A 17,704-nucleotide genomic window follows, 5' to 3' on the forward strand; every position below is an offset into this window, starting at 1 on the left:
CACCCCTACAACTATCTATGTTGTAGGGGATGTTTTAAGAATGGTTTCAATAAAGTAGCGCCAGATATTCCAATATTACTATGAATAAAGTCGACACCTATTATCCACCCATACACCCCAAAAAAGGCATCCACCAAATAAGATAAAAAATGGGATGATGCCATTGCGTTTTTTAATAGCAAAAACTACAAAATGGTAATACTAAACTTATTAAAATATTTTCACCAAATTTAATTTATAAGATTTCTCAATTTATACGATTTTTCATTTACTTTAAAATTTTTAACTCATTTACAATCATGATAGACTTTTTTAATCAATACCCAATTGTGAAATGGATACTAATAGGATTAGGAATTCTTTACTTTTTAGACAAATATGGCATTTTTAGTCCTGTAGATAATTTAATAAACCTCATAGGTAGGTATAAATTTAAAAGTCATGCACATTTAAACGACCTAAAGCTTAAAGAAGTAATCATCTTTTTTAATAAAAGACAATTTAGCAATGTAGAGCAAACTTTAAAAAGTATGAATTCTAGCCAACGTTCGTTTGCTTTTGAAAGTTTGGGGCAATATGGAAATATTAAGATAAGTGATGAATGGATTACTAAAGACAATAATAACGATTTACCCAAAATAATTAAAGGATATCAATTAATTCATAAAGCTTGGCAAATCCGTGGTCGCGGAACTATTGATAGTGTATCAAACGAAAAGTTAGCATCTTTTAAAAAACACCTAAAAAAGGCCGAAGCTATTTTAATTGAAGTTAATAATAAAAACAGCAGTTTTAAAACCAATATAGTTTCTTGTTTATTAGATATTTACAAAGCTATCGATGCAAATAGACAATATGTGCATCAACTTTTCGAAAATGTGATAAATGAATTTCCAGATGATGCCGAATTGCATAAAAATTATTTAGCGTTTGTATCTCCCAAATGGGGAGCAAGTGTTGAAGAATATGAAAATTATTTAAATCGTATAAATGAATGGGTACCTTTTATTCAGCAATTAATATTAGCTCAATATTATTTTGATTTGATTTATTTTCATAACTATCAAGATGACGAAGGGAAAATAGAACAATTAATGACCGAGGTTAGAACAGCGCCTATTGAAAACATTAATTTACATCGATATGAATTGTATAAGTTATTATATTGGGCAGCAAGTAATTTAGGGCTAATTGAACATGAAACATATTATAAAGAAAAGGCATTACCTTATTTAGAAGATTAACCTGTTTGAAAATTTGAAAAAACTAAAACAACTTTTTACTTATATATTATGGACAATAGTTTCCATAACATTAGGTATAACCTATATGCGGATTGTTTTAGGGGCTAATAATATACCTAAAGAAGGATTGGGGTATTTAGCCCATATGTTCTACAACTGGGGCTTAGTTACCGTTGGAGGAATCGTTGGATTGGTCATTGCTGTTCTATTTATTCTTTTGGATGTTTTTTACTTAAAAAAGAAGTTAAAAAATAAAGGTAAACTAATTTCTATTCAGTTTGGAGTTCTTATGATAGTTACTGCTTTTGTAATAGTAGTACATTACCTGTTAGAAAAAGTGATTGATATAATTTAAAAAAATAAATGACCAACAAGCAACTATATAAAACCTTATTAGAACTTGCTAAACAAGGTAATTGTTTTAACGAAGAAGTTAGAAAAGTATTGTTTACTTTTAAAAACTCTGGAAGAACACAAAATATAGCTATTGAAATATTAAAAAAAATAAAAATTGAACCTCCAGCCAACCAAACCTTGCAAGACGGAGCTGATGATATTTTAGATATGGTCACAGGATATTGTAATGCTACAATGCGTGTTTGGGAACAAATAAAATAGTAAAATGGAAATACTCCTCATCATTTTTTTACTCCTATTAGCTGGTTTAGTTTTATTTCTACTCTACAAAATTTTAAAGTGGATTGCAGCAAAAAGAGTGAGAATTATTGTGGCAGCAGCATTGTTAGTTATTGCTATAATTGGCAACACCCTCAACCGTCTATTTTTCACCAAAATGGAAATGATTCAATCTACCGTTTATCCCAATTTATATTTGGTGAAACACCCCATTAAAGATCGAGATTCCTTAAACAATATTATAAAAAGCAAGGTAATTGAAGTAATAGGTAAAAACCCAATAATCAATCAAAAAATATATTCTGAGAACACATACGAAGCACCTTATGCTACATTGGCATTTTACACATATAACAAGAACTCAAAACTATCTGTATTTCAAGATTACGGAACGTCTTATTTTATAGATAACCAAGAAGATTTAGGCGGTATGATTGTGGAAGATTTGAGCATGTATCAAACTCAAAAATTGGCAACCTATAATATCAAAGCTTATAAAAATGATATCACTCGCTATTACGGTGCGTTAACGTATTTCAAAGATGCATATCCGGTTAAAACAGATACCATTAACAACAATGTCCTAATCAAAGACTAACACTACTTAATTAACTAAAAATGAAATTTTTTTACCTCATAATTATCTTACTAATCTTTTGTTCTTGCAATAATAACATCAAAGAAAAGAAGGTAGAAACTGTAGAAGTAGAAAACGCTGTTGAAGCGGCAGCAGAACCGTCAAAACACACCACTACAACCTTTAAAGAAGAATTTCTAAAACTGAAACTAAAAAATCTCCCTGTTATCGAAAACTCTTCGTTTGATAGCCATACAGATAAAGGCGATTATCAAGAAGTAAATACCGAAGCATTAAATCTGGCTCTAGTTTATAAAAATTGGAATATCCTCAAATCCAATTATCGTATCATTGACGCATACCGATTAAAGTTATCTAAAGATTTTTATACTGTAGTCATAACAGCAATACAAAGCGATGAGGAAATAGAATCGAGACTTATCAACTATGATATAGAAGGAAATATCATTGCTTCAGAAATGGTTGCTTACGATGCAAAAACACAAAATTGGACTAGTACAAAATCAAAAATTGAAGCAAATCGCATTACGATTAATTACCATTTTAAGGCAGGTGAAGAAACCGGTATTATTAGAATAGAACCCAACGGAAAACTTAAAATATTAAACACCAAAGATATATTTTATGAATTGGTGATAAATGAATTAAACATAGACCACTCAAAACTAATACCAAGCTTACAAGCATTTAAAACACTGCCTAACCGTCCGTACGAAGCTATTATGGTCATTCCCGAAATTGTAGAAGGTAGCGAAGAAGAACATTACTTTTCGCTCAATACACATATTGCTTATGTGAATATAGAAAACAAACAGGTTTTATTTCACTATTTTGAAAGTGCTGAAACAAACGGCTGGACATCAGATGCCATAGTATTACAAAAAATAATTATTGACACCGCACCCTATACCATTACAGAAAACGAACGTGCTTTTGGCGTTAAAACCCATTTTGTTGGTAGTTCGCGTGTAAATCCTTACGAAAGTGAGCAACTTTCCTTGTTTATAGTAGCCAATAACAATTTGCAGAAAGTCCTACATAATTTTGAAATACTGGACAATGGAGGTGAATGGGATGGTAATTGCGAAGGTGAATTTATAAACGAAAAAAGAACACTCATTATTTCAGAAGAAAAAAACAATGATTATTTTGATATTTTAGTAAAACATAAAATCACCAATAATATAGTTTTTGAAGATGAAAATGGTGGTTGTATTAGTAAAGATACCATTACTACTAAAACATCGGTATTAAAATTTGATGGTAAAACCTATAAATAAAGGAAACGAAGCGAATTAACATCATCATTGATGAATCTGAAATTAATACGATGTCAACCCCTAATACATATCAACTGAAACTACAAGAAGAAATCATAAAAAAAGTTAGTTTTATGAACACTACAAAGTGGCAGAAGTTATTTTCAATTGTAAAAGAAATTGAATGGTTATTTATTCCTTCCATAATACAAACAGAACGAAAAAATAGAGATGAACGGCTTACACCTAAAACTCATACCCAAAACACCAAACTAATTGCTAAAACATTGCAGGTAGGAACACAATTTGAATACGAAGAATCTAGTGAAGGAATAAAAATATATGGATACAAATAGATTAAAATCAACTATAAAAAAAACAAAATGAAACCTAAAACCACTCCGCTTACATTCCTTATATTCTTGTTAAGTATTGGCTTAACATCTTGTAAAAACACATCAAAAAAATCTACTGAAACAGAAATTAACACCATAATTAATACAGCGAAAGACAATAAAGACACAATAAACCTTCTTTCAAAAACAGAAGAAAACAAGATTCCAGATCATTTTACAAGTCGCCTAAGACCTAATGAAAAATTACATCTCGGAAAAGTTTACGCAGACACAGTTACCTACATAAATTTTAATAATATTGATTATGATGAAGTACTATTTACAGTAAAAAACAATGATGAAAAAGTTGTGTTGATAAGTGATGATAAATGGGAAGGAACGTTTATTAATAAACAAAAAATTGAGATAAACTGGAAAATAGATAGTATTAGACCTGTCGGCGACCCTGAGTTTTTAGAATTTAAAGAGTTTTTAGTTTCAGCAACAAATGTAAATAACCCATTAAATACAAATAATTCTTTTGTTATTTCCTGCGGTTCTAGTTGTGCCATTACCTATACGGAAAACAAGATTGTAAATAACAACAACACACACGAAGTAACCTTTAAGGTAGAAATGTTTATCAATGAGAAACTATCAAAAGAATATTATGAAACTTATATTTATAACTGCTCTATTTCAAATAGTAGCACGGAGATTAAATTAAAAGGAGATGATGAATTTAGTATCGATGATTTGCATCCAGAATTACAAAAACAACTGAAATTATATATCCCTAAATTGTGTAAATAATACTACTACAATATGAACTTTCTGGAAGCTAAAAAACACATTGCTAAAGAATATGAATCAGACGATGGATTAGACACATTGTTTAGAATGAGTGCCGATGTAGAAGAAGAACGAATTGCTCGGTTTCTTCAAGCATTACAGTGTTTACAAGAACATTACACAGAAAAACCGGTTATAGAAAAAGAAGTGGCATTTCAACTGTTTAGCATCAACGAAACTTTAAAAGCAAGCATGGGGCATTGGAAAGTAAACAGACCTAAGGGATTAGACCATAATACTTGTTGGAAAATTATTGAGAGTATAAGATGTATTTTTAGTGACTAACACAACCAAAATTATATATGAAACTAAGCGAATCATTTAGCGGAGCACTCAGAAGTTTTGCCTATTTTATGGCAAGTGGTACGCATTACCAATTAAAAGGCATTGATTACCTAAAACTATATGGCGAAGAGCCCAGTGCCATAGAACAAGCCTTTGCCATTTTTGCCAACGTTATAGAAATGGATGAAAACGGAGAAGTGCTCAATGCAAAATATGCTGAAAAACGAGCAACAGATTATATCCGTTCGTATTGTGATTTTAACTTTAAGGTAGAACCTCCGAACGAAGATTGGGAAATAGAGTTGTATTAAAAGAATACATTGAAACTAGAAATTATGAAGAATGTAAGTAAATTAATGATAACGTCAAATAAAAAGTTTAGTTCAAAAACTTTTATCAATCAGCATTATTACAGCTCTTCTATTGAAAATTCATTATTTTTCGAAATAGAATTCAGAAATATAATTTTTGCTAAAGTATCCTTCAAACAATGTGAATTTAAGCAGTGTAGGTTTAGAAATTGTGATTTTGATGATGTTCCTTTTTTGGAATCAATGTTCTGTGAAACCAACATTAAAGATTGCAGTTTAGAAAATGTTATTTTTTCAAAATCATCCGTATGTGAAAAACGAATAGAAGATTCCTCTGATTTTTTAAGCCTGTTACAACAAGACATTTGAAAAATGACAATAAAAGAATTTGAAAAACGTGCAGAATATCAAAACGGATATGATAGAGAATTTGATAACTGGAAGATAATTGACATTCATCAAATACCTGATGAATTTATGGAAAACCACGAAATTGATTTTTATTGTTCTAATGGGTTTAAGGTTTATTTATTAAGATTTAGAAATAGAACAACGGAATCCTATGTAATAAATGATGACTCTAAAGATTCAGGTTATCCTCCTTATTTGATTGCAGATTTTCCGATTCTAAGATTAGATAATGAAGTTATAAAAATGACATTAGAAAAGTTTAATTTAATATAATACACTGTTTTAATATGCTAACTTTCGTGAATTTTAGCATCGTCAGTAATTAAAAATTATAATGAACAATTATCGTAAATATAAAAGAACAATTTTAGAAAATCTTGAGAACAAAGAACGTAAATTAATGTTGGAAAGATTGGAAGTTGATTTGACTGAGAGATTGAAATCATTTACAAATTGGGATGAATACTGGCAAGAAGTGGATGAAATAATAACCATATTAAAAAACAACGGACACGACTTATGGAGTCATGATTATGATGGAAATGGCAAACATTTATGGGGATGGGATTATATGAGAATGGAGACAGCTGGTTTTTTACAAATACGGTTTGATTTTAATGGAACAGTAAAAATATTTTGGAGAGAAGATAATCCACAACTTGGAATAAAGAGTAAAGATAATTAAACCAAACGCAGCAACATAAATTTTAGTGTTGGTTAGAATTGAAATAATGAAACTAAAAACAGAATTTCAAAAAATAAAAGAGCTTAGAAACAGATTGTCAATTCCTATGGATTTAGCCAAAGAATTGATAATTGATAACGATGGTGATTTATTGACTTGTGAACAAGAGTTTCATAGAAACAATATCAATTCTATATGCAGACTCGCAGAGTGCAATGAAACAATAGCTAAAAAATATTATAGAATTTGTGGATTTGACATAGAGAAATCTATAAAAAAAATTCACGAACAATTATTTTACTTGACAGTTACACCTAATAAACCAATTGATAAAATTGGATTTATTTTATGGGCAGAAAATGAAAGCCTTGATAAGTATATAACCTTAAGAGATAAAAGTCTTTTTATTCAAACTAAAGATTTTGAATATGTTATCGATGCTTTTAAATCAGTTTTTCCATTAACTAATTCTAACACTAGAGAAACACAAAATTGTTTTAATATCGTTAGTGGAAACTTTTTTGATAATAAGACAAGTAGAATTATTGTTGGAAGAATAGCTACGATCAAAACAAAAGACCCAAACGTAGAAATGTTTTTAAGAGATTTAATTAAATGGTTTAATACTCAATTGAGATATGCTGACGAAATTGTTGTGTACGGAAATTTATAAAAACGAATTTTAATCTCCCAATTATAGTAAATTTAAGAAAAATATGAATTTTGCAGAAACTGAAAACTGGATAAAAGAAAGTATTACAAAAGGTGGAAATTTTTCACTTAATGCTTTTATAAAGGGAAACAAAATTTTTGAAAGCCCATTTAATTATGTTAAAGAGGATTTTGAATCAACCAATCTTAATGTTTTCCTGAAAAAAATCGGAAAATCATTAAAAAAGAGTAAACATATTGACTCTGTTTATTGGTTTAAAATAAATCTAATTGACAATGCAGTAACCGATTTAGTTGGATTAGGGGAATTATCTGATTTTGAAGACTTAAGTTTTATGTCTAGTCTCGTAAAATATGATAAAGCTGATCAGAGTGGGGATGTTACAGTTGGAATTTTTGACAAAACAAAAGAGTGGTTAATAAAGTTAACGAATAATCAAGATAAAAATCGAGTTTATATTCGTTTGTATGGGAAAGGGAAAATAATCGAGTTGTTGAAAGAATTATCTCGATAAACAATAATATTTATGAGCGAAGGAAACTAAACGCCACAAGATAATATATCATTTAAAAATGAAGACGAAAGCCTTGTTTTTAATCACTATTCGTTTTGTGAGTTAATTAAGCACATTATGGAAAAATCTCCTATAAAAATGCTAACGAAAAGCTAAAGCAAAGCTTCTTAATAAATACTCCAAACACTTTAGAAGATGTGTACCAGCTAATCCATGAGTTAGAATATCATTGGGCTATGTTGTTGGTTCACGGAAACATGTATTGGACCAAAGGAATACCAAGTGATATTAACAGTTTTAAGGATGAATATTTAGCATGGGAAAAAGAAATTATAAAAAAATATAACCTTAAGAAGACTTGTGAATATAACAGTTGTTAAACTCAATTTATCTTTTACTTTTTATGTAACATTAACAAAACAAACTAAAAACATTGAACCTATATTGAATAGAATCCTGTAATCATAAACAAACCTATGGCATTAGATTTTCACAGACTTGACAACCAAGAATATTTGTTCGGACTTAATGATAACAAGTGTAAAAATCTTTATGAAATTTTTACTGAATATAAAAATTGGACAGGCGTTTTAATTGCCCCATATAGCGACATAAAATTGACCATTGAAAATCAAAAAATGTTTGCAAAGATAATTGACATTTATATTGAGAAAACAAACTTAAACATGGACAAGCAAAAAATAATCGACATTTTAGAATTTAGAACATTATTGAAATATTTTTCAGACAAAAATTTAGATATCAAAATATTAGGCGACTAAAATGGGGTTCGAATATAAATTAAGAGCAAAACTTACTAACAAACAAACTAACGACATCCAATTTTTGCTCTTCTTTTGGAAGAGCTTTTGCTACTTGATATACTACTTGTACGTTCAATACTTTTATTACTTTAACAGAGTCAAAGGCAATAATAACAACTCTACAAATAGGTGAAATCAGTTATGTTAGGTTGCGCCACTTTACGCAAGGTTAAGTAAAGATAAAATACTTTTCGACACTTTTAAAATTGGCTAGTATCGATTATTTTATTAAAGAAGGATAATCTTTCGGTTATTCAGCATGGGAGTATTCAATAAAGTGTGTCAGCTTATTTTTAGTTTCAAATGGAGAATTTGTCTTACTAAATTCTCTAAATAGTTTTGTTATAAAAGTATGTCCAAAACTATACAAACCATATTCTTTACCTAGTTTAAAGTGATCTTTTATATTTTTAAACCTTTTGGTAAAATGGTCTCTTTTATTTTCTTCTTCAATATCCCAATCTCCTCCTATTATGTTTTGAGTAAATAAAAAAGAGTTTGTTTTTTATTTGATAAATCTGGTAATTGTTCTAATAAAATTTCTGGTATAATCTTAATTTTAACAGGACTATTTTTAGCTTTTACATATAGTTTTTTATCTTCAATATCTATATCTTAAACTTTTAACCTACATACTTCAATTGGGCGTAAAAAATTATACGATATAAATTGAATAAATAATAGTAAGTGTTTGTCATTTCCTTTTAAATAACTATAAATATCTTCCTGTAGTTTTGGTGAATAGGTTTTATTTCTCGTAGGTGTAGATTTTAATACATTAATCTTTTTTACAAAGTTTTCTGTGATAAGTTCATTGTCTTCCAAAATTTGGAATAAAGAAGCTATATCCGTACGGGTGTTATTCCTATTTCTTGCACTTGAACTTTGTAGAACTTCATTTAAATACTCGATAATAAGTTTCTTGTCAATAGTAAGTAACGATTGTTTTTCGTACCCTCTCTTTTTAAACCATTTTGAAAAACGTTTAATTCTACTTTTATATTTAGTAAATGAATTTTTATTCATTAACTTTTCTTTCAATTTCAAACCTATTTCAAAAGCTTCTAATATTGATTTACCTACTAATTCATTGGTATTAAAACTATTTTGCGTTTTTTTACGTTTGTGCAATATTTGAAGATTGCGTTTTACTAGCATCACCGAAAAGTTTAGCTTCTAGCTCTGAATTATCTATATATAGATTAAATCCTGCTTGTAATAACTCTAGCAACGCTTTTGCATTGTTCGTAAAAATGCTATCCGTTCTTGTTTTGTCTTTAATTTATTAACTCCTGCCTTAATATGTGGCTGCCTTTGTAATTTTTGAGTCTTAGGATTTCAATAAGAATAATATACAAACCAATCCTTTTTTAATGCAATTTCTTTTTTCAGATTTTGTCGGCTTCGACCACTCTGAAACTTGTACTCCACCTCTATATATTTTAGGCTCTGAAAAATTCAATTTCATATTAAAAACGTTTACGGTACGTAAAAGTAAGAAAGATAAAGACATAAAAAAAACGGATTGTGGTAAACAATCCGTTGATTTAACAAGCTTTAGCTTAGTAGCGGGAACTGGACTCGAACCAGTGACCTTCGGGTTATGAGCCCGACGAGCTACCTACTGCTCTATCCCGCGATTTTCGGTTGCAAATATACATCCTTTTTCTTGTTATCACCAAATAAAAAAGCATTTATTTTCCATATAAATATATTTCTCTAAATAACAAGCATCTAAAAAAATAAATACTTCTTACACAAAACAACCTATCTTTGCATCATGACACATAAAGCAGGATTTGTAAATATTATTGGAAACCCAAATGTTGGGAAATCTACCTTGATGAACGCACTAGTTGGTGAAAAACTATCTATCATCACTTCAAAAGCGCAAACTACTAGACATCGTATTTTGGGGATTGTTAATGGAGACGATTATCAAATTGTTTTTTCGGATACACCAGGAATCATAAAACCAGCATATGAGTTGCAAGAATCTATGATGGATTTTGTAAAATCTGCCTTTGAAGATGCCGATGTTCTTATTTACATGGTAGAAGTCGGTGAAACAGCTCTTAAAAACGAAGCTTTTTTCAACAAAATAATTAATAGCAAAATTCCAGTAATTTTACTGTTAAACAAAGTTGATAAATCGACTCAAGAAGAGGTTGAAGCTAAGATTGAATACTGGAAAAAGAAGGTTCCAAATTCTTTTGTGTATGTAATTTCTGCTCTTGAAAACTTTAATGTAGATACCGTTTTTTATAAAATTATTGAGCTTTTACCAGACTCTCCTCCTTTTTACCCAAAAGATCAGTTAACCGATAAACCTGAACGCTTTTTTGTGAATGAAAAAATTCGTGAAAAAATTCTTCAACATTATAAAAAGGAAATCCCTTATTCTGTAGAAGTTGAAACTGAAAGCTTTATTGAAGAAGATAATATTATAAAAATCCGTTCTGTTATTATGGTAGAACGCGAAACACAAAAAGGAATTATTATCGGACATAAAGGAAGTGCAATCAAACGTGTTGGAACAGAAGCCCGCAAAGACCTTCAGCAATTTTTTGACAAAAAGGTTTTTTTAGATTTACATGTAAAAATCAATAAAAACTGGCGCTCTAACGAACGTCAATTAAAACGATTTGGATACAAAGACTAGCCTCTTTTTATTGTTCGTAATAACTGTTTCGTATACTCTTTCAATTCATCCATTTGTTTTTTTCCTGTTGATTTCCCTAGGCTTCCTGCCAAGTATAAAGCAACCCATACAATAGGCAAAACAACCAGCATTACTATAGGCAGCATCGTTATTTTTTTTAATGACCAATTGCTGTAAGCTATAATCGCAAAAATCACAAAAGCTGTTCCCACCAAAAAGTGTAAAAACATGAAAAAAGTCCACACTTGAGGTTTGGGACCAAACAAACCTTTTATATTTGATGAAGTTTCTGAAACCTCTTCTATTTCAATATGTAATTGCGGTGACCACAAATGCGATTCCTTCTCAGGTACATCAATAACCACATGATTATCTACAACCTTCATTTTGTACTTAGAAACATCGTTTAAATGCTTCTTTATTTCTTCTAACAAAACCTGAGAATTTATTTCATACTCTAATTGAAAACGAGGTTTTAAAAAAATCTGGTTGTATAATTTATCATCCATTAAATAAAATATTAGGTGCCAACAATATAGCAAAAACTATATACTATCTAAAAAACATTACAAATCATATACTAAATTGTATCTTTGCACAAATTTTTTGCAAAATGAGTATTATTGCGATTGTAGGAAGACCAAATGTAGGTAAATCCACTTTATTTAACCGATTAGTAAAACGTCGTGAAGCTATAGTTGATTCTGTTAGTGGAGTTACAAGAGATCGTCATTACGGAAAATCTGAATGGAACGGAAAAGAATTTTCTGTAATCGATACTGGTGGTTATATTGTTGGATCTGATGATATTTTTGAAGGAGAAATACGTAAACAAGTTCAGTTAGCTATTGATGAAGCTGATATTATTGTTTTTGTAGTTGATGTTGAACAAGGTATTACCCCTATGGATGCTGAGGTTGCCAAAATTTTACGTCAGGTTGAAAAACCATTATTTATGGCTGTAAACAAAGTTGACAATGCAATGCGTGATGCTGATGCTGTTGAGTTTTACAACCTTGGATTAGGAGACTATTACACTATTTCTTCCATTAACGGAAGCGGAACAGGAGAGTTATTGGACGCTATTGCAGAAGAAATTCCTGAACCTGAAGAAGATGAAGAAAAACAAGACGAATTGCCTCGTTTTGCTGTAGTTGGACGTCCAAACGCAGGAAAATCATCGTTTATTAATGCTTTAATTGGAGAAGACAGAAATATTGTAACCAATATTGCAGGAACCACACGAGATTCTATTGATACAAAATACAATCGTTTTGGATTTGAATTCAACTTAGTCGATACCGCTGGAATTAGAAAAAAATCGAAAGTAAAAGAAGACTTAGAATTCTATTCAGTAATGCGTGCTGTACGTGCTGTTGAGCATTGTGATGTTGCGGTATTGGTTATTGATGCAACTCGTGGATTTGAAGGACAAGATGAAAAGATTTTTTGGTTAGCAGAGAAAAACAGAAAAGGTATTGTTATTTTAGTAAATAAATGGGATTTAGTTGAAAAAGAAACCAATACTATGCGTGATTTTGAAGCTAAAGTTCGTCAGGCAATTGCTCCTTTTACAGATGTTCCTATTGTCTTTATTTCTGCATTAACCAAGCAACGTATTTTTAAAGCTATTGAAACTGCTGTTGAAGTTTTTGAAAATAGAAAACGTCGCATTCAAACAAGTAAGTTAAACGAAACGATGTTAGAGATTATGGAGCATAATCCTCCTCCAGCAACGAAAGGTAAATTCATAAAAATAAAGTACTGTATGCAGTTGCCAACACACACTCCTCAGTTTGCTTTCTTTGCTAATTTACCTCAATATATTAGAGATCCTTACAAGCGTTATATTGAAAATCAGTTACGCGAACATTATAACTTTAATGGAGTACCTATTAGTATTTATTTCAGACAGAAATAAGTTTAACAATATTTAACTCTTAGAAAGTAGTTTTTTCTTTTTATTTGTAGCTCTTTGAAAATCATTTTGCTATAAACAATGAAAAAACTACTTTTTATTTTTACCTTATTACTTACCAGTTCAATTTTTGCTCAATCTTATCCGTTTAAAATTACTGGTACTATTAACTCTGAAAAAGATAAAACTACTATTGAGGCAGCTACAGTTCATCTTGAGAGAGCTAAAGACAGCTCGATTGTTACTTACACTATTTCTAACGACAAAGGAAAGTTTTCTTTAGAAGGAAAATCTTTTAGTAAAGACGTAAAACTCTTTATTTCTTATGTTGGCATGGATAGTTTCTCTAAACTTATAGAGCTAGACAAAACCTCTAATCTCAATTTAGGTACAATTTTTTTAAAAGAAGAAAGTAATGTGCTTAGTGAAGTAGTTATACAATCACGAGCTCCAATTACTGTTAAAAAAGACACTTTAGAGTTTAATGTAAAATCTTTTAAAACTAAAAAAGACGCTAATGTTGAAGATCTTTTAAAGAAACTTCCTGGTGTTGAAGTAGATGAAAATGGAAAAATTACTGTAAACGGGAAAGAAGTCAATAAAATTTTGGTTAATGGTAAACCTTTCTTTGGAAATGATCCTAGTATTACCACTAAAAATTTAACAAAAGATATTATTGAAAAAGTTCAAATAACAGATACCAAATCTAAATCAGAAGCTTTTACTGGTGAAAAAGGAGATGCAAATAACAAAACTATAAACCTTACCATAAAAAAAGAAAATAATAAAGGTTGGTTTGGTAGAGTATCTGGTGGCGCTGGAACCGACAAACGCTTTGAAGGAGCTGCCATGGTAAACCGTTTTGATAACAATCAACGATTTAGCATATTAGCCAGCACAAACAATATCAATTCTCCAGGTTTTAGCTTTGGAGAAATTCAAAAAATGTTTGGAGGAGGTGGTAATATTTGGATAGGTGGAAATGGTAGTTTTAATGTTAATGGAAGAAGTTTTGGAGGCGGTAGCGGTATTATAAAATCAAAAACTGCTGGTGCAACCTATGCTGATGAATTTGGTAAAGGTTTAGATGTAAACGCAAACTATTTTTACTCAGGAAGTAATTCAAACAACGAATCGAAAAGTAATAGAGAGTACACACTTCCTGATAGAAAGTATTTTTCCAACTCTACTACTACTTCTGATGATGAAAATCACAATCATAGTTTTGATACAGAGTTTGACATTGAAATAGATTCTACTCTTTTAATTAATGTTAGACCTACGTTCATTTTTAACAAACGTGAAAGTAATAGCCGTAGACAAGAAGAATCTTTAAATGAAAATAATACACTTACGAATAGCTACGTGAGTTCAGCCTATTCTAAAGCAACAGCAAACAATTTTCAAAACAGATTAGATATTACCAAAAAGATTGGAGCTAAAGGTTCCTTTATTAAAGCCTCTATAACTAACAGTATTGATAAAACAGATACCGAAGAATTTAACAAGTCTATAATTGAAACTTTTGGAAATAATGCTAGCACAGAAAATAGAGACCAAAAAAGCATTATTGAAAATAACTTAACAGGACTTTCCTCACGTCTAACCTATCGTTTTCCTCTAATTGCTAAGAAATTATTTTTAGATACTAAGTATAGTTATCAACGTGATGAACGAAAAAACCAAGAAAACACTTTTGATTTTAACTCAACAACGCAACAGTACAGTGACTTTAATACTGAATTGAGTTCTGACTTTACATATAATGATATTACTAAAACCCCTTCAGTAGATTTAGTGTATAGATCTAAAAAGTGGCGTTTAAATTTTGGTACTGGTTTTGTTAACAGAACCTTAGAAAACAATGATAAATTGCGCCCTGAATTAAGCTTAAAAAAAGAATACAATAATTTAGATTTAGATGCTAGTTTCAGATATAGATTTGACTCCAAAGCCTCTATTTACTTTGATTATCGTTTAAACAATAATGCTCCCAGCATTAATCAAGTTCAACCTTTTTCTGATGTGACCAACCCTTCCAATATTGTTACCGGTAATCCAAATTTAAAACCAGCTCAAAATCACAGAGCATATATTAATTTTAACAAGTTTAACTGGCAAGCTCGTACTGGTTTTTGGTTTTATATAAGTGGTACTCTTTATGAAAATCAAGTAATAACAAACACCTCTATTGACGATAATTTGGTCAGAAAAACCTCTTATGAAAACAATGATGGGGGTTATGATTTATGGGGTGGTGGTAGCTATACAAAAAAAATAAAACTAGACTCCATTTCTAGTATTAAATTTAAAGCTGGTGGAAACATTGGTTCCAATAAAAACTTTAATATCTTAAATAACATAAAAGAAGGAGCTAAAACAACTTCGTTAACCCCTAATTTTGGAATCACATTAGAGTGGGACAAACTGGCTTCTATAGAAACACAGTATCGTATTTCTTTTTCAAATACTAAATACGACGTTAACACTGATCAAAATCAAGACTTCACTAGACATTCTGTTAATATAAGAACAAAAACAAACATCCCAAAAAAGTTAGAATGGTTAAATGACATTCGTTACACATACAACCCTAACGTAATTGGATTTAATAAAGCTGCTTGGTTTTGGAATGCTACATTAGCTTATTCTATTTTAAAAGATCAAGGTACTATTAGCTTAAAAGCATATGATTTATTAAATCAAAACACCAACGCTCAACGTAGAGCAACCTCAAACTACATAGAAGATTCCGAAAGCACCGTATTGCAACAATATTTTATGCTTGGGTTTAGTTGGAAATTTAATAGTTTAGGTAAAAAAGGTAAAATACAAAACTACGATTTCCGTTTTTAAATCTCCATTCAAAAGAACTATAAATCCCTTATCAAAAACTGGTCAGGGATTTTTTATTTTTTACTCCCATACCTAAGCATTATATTTAACATATAATTTAACTTTTCACGCCATTTATATCGTTTCCTTTTTTTGTTAATTTATCCCAATATTTACTTAAATAAAATTAAAAATTAGCTATACAATGCCCAAATACAATTTATATAAATTAATAGTTATAATCCTACTCTTTACATCTTGCTCTAAATCAGAAGAAAACCAACTACCTGTTTCTACTCTACTAACTGTAAAAATTAGTTCAACTAATCCGTTAAACAGCAAAATAGAATGGACTAATACTGATAATTCACAAAACAAAACCACCTATTACGACCTTTACTTAGGCGATGAACTAATAGCTGAATATATTGACGGTAACACTTTCGAATTTGAAGAGCTTAAAGGCTTAACTGAATACCAAGGTAAAGTAATCGCCAAGGACATAAATAACAAAACTATTACTTCTACTGAATACAAATTTTTTACTGATAAAAAACAATTTGAAGGTAATATAGAGTTAAAAAGTCAAGAAGATATTGATAACTTTACCTCTAAAGGATACAATGCTATCAAAGGAAATCTAATTATAAACGGTAAAACTTCCTCTGTAAAAAATCTTTCTAATTTTAATGACCTTAGTCAAATACATGGAGACTTGTTTATTATAAATACCTCTCTTAAAAACTTAAGTGGTTTTGAAGGTGTAACATTAACTTCTAATGAAGCTAGACTCGTTATTATTAATAACGATGAACTTACCAATGTTGAAGCTTTATCAAAAATTACGGCTTTGGGTTCTCTTCGTATTCTAAACAATAAGTCGTTACAAAACTTAAGCGGATTTCATAAACTAAAAACTATTCGACAAGAGTTATCAATCAGTTTGAATCCTTCTATAAATAATCTAACTGCTTTACAGAATCTTAGTAAGCTTCATAAAGTTAATATTATTGGAAATGATTCTTTAGAAAACTTAAACGGTTTAGAACAAATAACAGAAGTCAACGCTGTTGTAATTAAAAATAATACTTCTTTAAAAACTATGGAAGGTTTACAGAACTTAACATCTTGTGAACTTTACTTTACTATTGAAAACAATACTAAACTTACTAAGTTAAATGGTCTTTCTAGTTTAAAGAGTGTTGGCGCTATTAAAATTATTAACAATGCTTCTTTAGCAAGTATTTCTAACTTATCATCTTTAACGTCTGTTAGTTATTTAATAGAAGTAAAAGATAATTCTAATTTAACTTCTCTTAATGGAGTACAAAATATAGTTTACGATAACAGCCCCACAAATAAGGAACTTTTTATTCAAAACAATCCTAAAATTACAACCTTAGATGCTCTTTCAAACTATACTTTCGAAAGAGGTGTTATAGACATTTCAAATAATAAAAAACTTGTTAATTTTTGTGGATTAAAAAAGCTACTAACCGAAATTAAGCATAAAGATTTTGATGAAAACAACTTTATTTATAACAATGCGTATAACCCCAGTATAAATGATATTTTAGGTAAAAAATGTAATTTATCATTATAATTTTACAAAATGCACCTCATAAAAAAACACGCTGTATTTTCTTATACAGCGTGTTTTTT

Annotated in this window: 23 protein-coding genes and 1 tRNA gene; 20 read left to right on the forward strand and 4 right to left on the reverse strand. The window is 29.8% G+C overall.

Annotated features, from left to right (window positions below; genetic code table 11):
• Positions 1-11: 11 nt before the first annotated feature.
• The gene (locus ABMY20_RS02600; RefSeq protein WP_159432110.1) at positions 12-164 is read right to left on the reverse strand and encodes a hypothetical protein; all 153 of its coding nucleotides are present in this window, start codon (positions 162-164) and stop codon (positions 12-14) included.
• A 135-nt stretch (positions 165-299) separates the two neighbouring features.
• Here ABMY20_RS02600 and ABMY20_RS02605 point away from each other — a divergent pair, with 135 nt between their 5' ends.
• The 16 genes from ABMY20_RS02605 (at position 300) to ABMY20_RS02680 (ending at position 8,585) form a co-directional block, all read left to right on the forward strand.
• Positions 300-1,244 (forward strand): hypothetical protein, encoded by a 945-nt coding sequence (locus ABMY20_RS02605; RefSeq protein ID WP_159616862.1) that lies wholly within the window; start codon positions 300-302, stop codon positions 1,242-1,244.
• Between the two features lie 13 nt (positions 1,245-1,257).
• The gene (locus ABMY20_RS02610) at positions 1,258-1,599 is read left to right on the forward strand and encodes a hypothetical protein (RefSeq protein ID WP_073181907.1); all 342 of its coding nucleotides are present in this window, start codon (positions 1,258-1,260) and stop codon (positions 1,597-1,599) included.
• A gap of 8 nt (positions 1,600-1,607) precedes the next feature.
• Complete coding sequence (locus ABMY20_RS02615; protein WP_159616864.1) at positions 1,608-1,862, forward strand: hypothetical protein; 255 nt, start codon at positions 1,608-1,610, stop codon at positions 1,860-1,862.
• A 4-nt stretch (positions 1,863-1,866) separates the two neighbouring features.
• A complete protein-coding gene (locus ABMY20_RS02620; protein WP_349264567.1) occupies positions 1,867-2,478 on the forward strand; it encodes a hypothetical protein in 612 nt (203 codons plus the stop codon).
• Positions 2,479-2,498: 20 nt separating this feature from the next.
• Positions 2,499-3,758 (forward strand): hypothetical protein, encoded by a 1,260-nt coding sequence (locus ABMY20_RS02625; RefSeq protein WP_349264568.1) that lies wholly within the window; start codon positions 2,499-2,501, stop codon positions 3,756-3,758.
• Between the two features lie 50 nt (positions 3,759-3,808).
• The gene (locus ABMY20_RS02630; protein WP_159616870.1) at positions 3,809-4,093 is read left to right on the forward strand and encodes a hypothetical protein; all 285 of its coding nucleotides are present in this window, start codon (positions 3,809-3,811) and stop codon (positions 4,091-4,093) included.
• A 27-nt stretch (positions 4,094-4,120) separates the two neighbouring features.
• Complete coding sequence (locus tag ABMY20_RS02635; RefSeq protein WP_349264569.1) at positions 4,121-4,885, forward strand: hypothetical protein; 765 nt, start codon at positions 4,121-4,123, stop codon at positions 4,883-4,885.
• Positions 4,886-4,897: 12 nt separating this feature from the next.
• A complete protein-coding gene (locus ABMY20_RS02640; protein WP_349264570.1) occupies positions 4,898-5,209 on the forward strand; it encodes a hypothetical protein in 312 nt (103 codons plus the stop codon).
• Between the two features lie 17 nt (positions 5,210-5,226).
• Positions 5,227-5,520 carry a hypothetical protein gene (locus tag ABMY20_RS02645; protein ID WP_349264571.1) on the forward strand — a complete coding sequence of 98 codons (294 nt, stop codon included), beginning with the start codon at positions 5,227-5,229 and terminating at the stop codon, positions 5,518-5,520.
• Between the two features lie 24 nt (positions 5,521-5,544).
• Positions 5,545-5,889 carry a pentapeptide repeat-containing protein gene (locus ABMY20_RS02650; RefSeq protein ID WP_349264572.1) on the forward strand — a complete coding sequence of 115 codons (345 nt, stop codon included), beginning with the start codon at positions 5,545-5,547 and terminating at the stop codon, positions 5,887-5,889.
• Between the two features lie 3 nt (positions 5,890-5,892).
• Positions 5,893-6,204 (forward strand): hypothetical protein, encoded by a 312-nt coding sequence (locus ABMY20_RS02655; RefSeq protein WP_159616880.1) that lies wholly within the window; start codon positions 5,893-5,895, stop codon positions 6,202-6,204.
• Positions 6,205-6,265: 61 nt separating this feature from the next.
• Complete coding sequence (locus ABMY20_RS02660; RefSeq protein ID WP_073181926.1) at positions 6,266-6,616, forward strand: hypothetical protein; 351 nt, start codon at positions 6,266-6,268, stop codon at positions 6,614-6,616.
• A 46-nt stretch (positions 6,617-6,662) separates the two neighbouring features.
• The gene (locus ABMY20_RS02665; RefSeq protein WP_349264573.1) at positions 6,663-7,289 is read left to right on the forward strand and encodes a hypothetical protein; all 627 of its coding nucleotides are present in this window, start codon (positions 6,663-6,665) and stop codon (positions 7,287-7,289) included.
• A gap of 43 nt (positions 7,290-7,332) precedes the next feature.
• A complete protein-coding gene (locus ABMY20_RS02670; RefSeq protein WP_349264574.1) occupies positions 7,333-7,803 on the forward strand; it encodes a hypothetical protein in 471 nt (156 codons plus the stop codon).
• 197 nt (positions 7,804-8,000) lie between these two features.
• Complete coding sequence (locus ABMY20_RS02675) at positions 8,001-8,183, forward strand: hypothetical protein (protein WP_349264575.1); 183 nt, start codon at positions 8,001-8,003, stop codon at positions 8,181-8,183.
• A 96-nt stretch (positions 8,184-8,279) separates the two neighbouring features.
• On the forward strand, positions 8,280-8,585 hold the full coding sequence (locus tag ABMY20_RS02680) for a hypothetical protein (protein ID WP_349264576.1): 306 nt from the start codon (positions 8,280-8,282) through the stop codon (positions 8,583-8,585).
• 657 nt (positions 8,586-9,242) lie between these two features.
• On the opposite strand, the gene ABMY20_RS02685 is transcribed toward ABMY20_RS02680, so the two are convergent.
• Together ABMY20_RS02685 and ABMY20_RS02690 are read right to left on the reverse strand one after the other, a co-directional pair.
• Positions 9,243-9,785, reverse strand: coding sequence for a site-specific integrase (locus ABMY20_RS02685; RefSeq protein WP_349264577.1), 543 nt, complete (start codon positions 9,783-9,785; stop codon positions 9,243-9,245).
• Positions 9,786-10,193: 408 nt separating this feature from the next.
• Positions 10,194-10,266: transfer RNA gene (locus tag ABMY20_RS02690), tRNA-Met, on the reverse strand.
• Positions 10,267-10,407: 141 nt separating this feature from the next.
• Here ABMY20_RS02690 and era point away from each other — a divergent pair.
• A complete protein-coding gene (era, locus tag ABMY20_RS02695; RefSeq protein WP_167713068.1) occupies positions 10,408-11,289 on the forward strand; it encodes a GTPase Era in 882 nt (293 codons plus the stop codon).
• On the opposite strand, the gene ABMY20_RS02700 is transcribed toward era, so the two are convergent.
• A complete protein-coding gene (locus tag ABMY20_RS02700) occupies positions 11,286-11,798 on the reverse strand; it encodes a GTP-binding protein (RefSeq protein ID WP_349264578.1) in 513 nt (170 codons plus the stop codon). The genes era and ABMY20_RS02700 overlap by 4 nt on opposite strands.
• 104 nt (positions 11,799-11,902) lie before the next feature.
• On the opposite strand from ABMY20_RS02700, the gene der reads away from it, so the two are divergent.
• The 3 genes from der to ABMY20_RS02715 all read left to right on the forward strand — a co-directional run bounded on the left by der (position 11,903) and on the right by ABMY20_RS02715 (position 17,645).
• Positions 11,903-13,210, forward strand: coding sequence for a ribosome biogenesis GTPase Der (der, locus tag ABMY20_RS02705; RefSeq protein ID WP_073181950.1), 1,308 nt, complete (start codon positions 11,903-11,905; stop codon positions 13,208-13,210).
• A gap of 78 nt (positions 13,211-13,288) precedes the next feature.
• Complete coding sequence (locus tag ABMY20_RS02710; RefSeq protein ID WP_349264579.1) at positions 13,289-16,063, forward strand: outer membrane beta-barrel protein; 2,775 nt, start codon at positions 13,289-13,291, stop codon at positions 16,061-16,063.
• Positions 16,064-16,247: 184 nt separating this feature from the next.
• On the forward strand, positions 16,248-17,645 hold the full coding sequence (locus ABMY20_RS02715; protein ID WP_349264580.1) for a hypothetical protein: 1,398 nt from the start codon (positions 16,248-16,250) through the stop codon (positions 17,643-17,645).
• Positions 17,646-17,704: the final 59 nt, after the last annotated feature.

Source organism: Tenacibaculum sp. SSH1-16 (genome assembly GCF_040104435.1).
Classification (GTDB): domain Bacteria; phylum Bacteroidota; class Bacteroidia; order Flavobacteriales; family Flavobacteriaceae; genus Polaribacter; species Polaribacter mesophilus.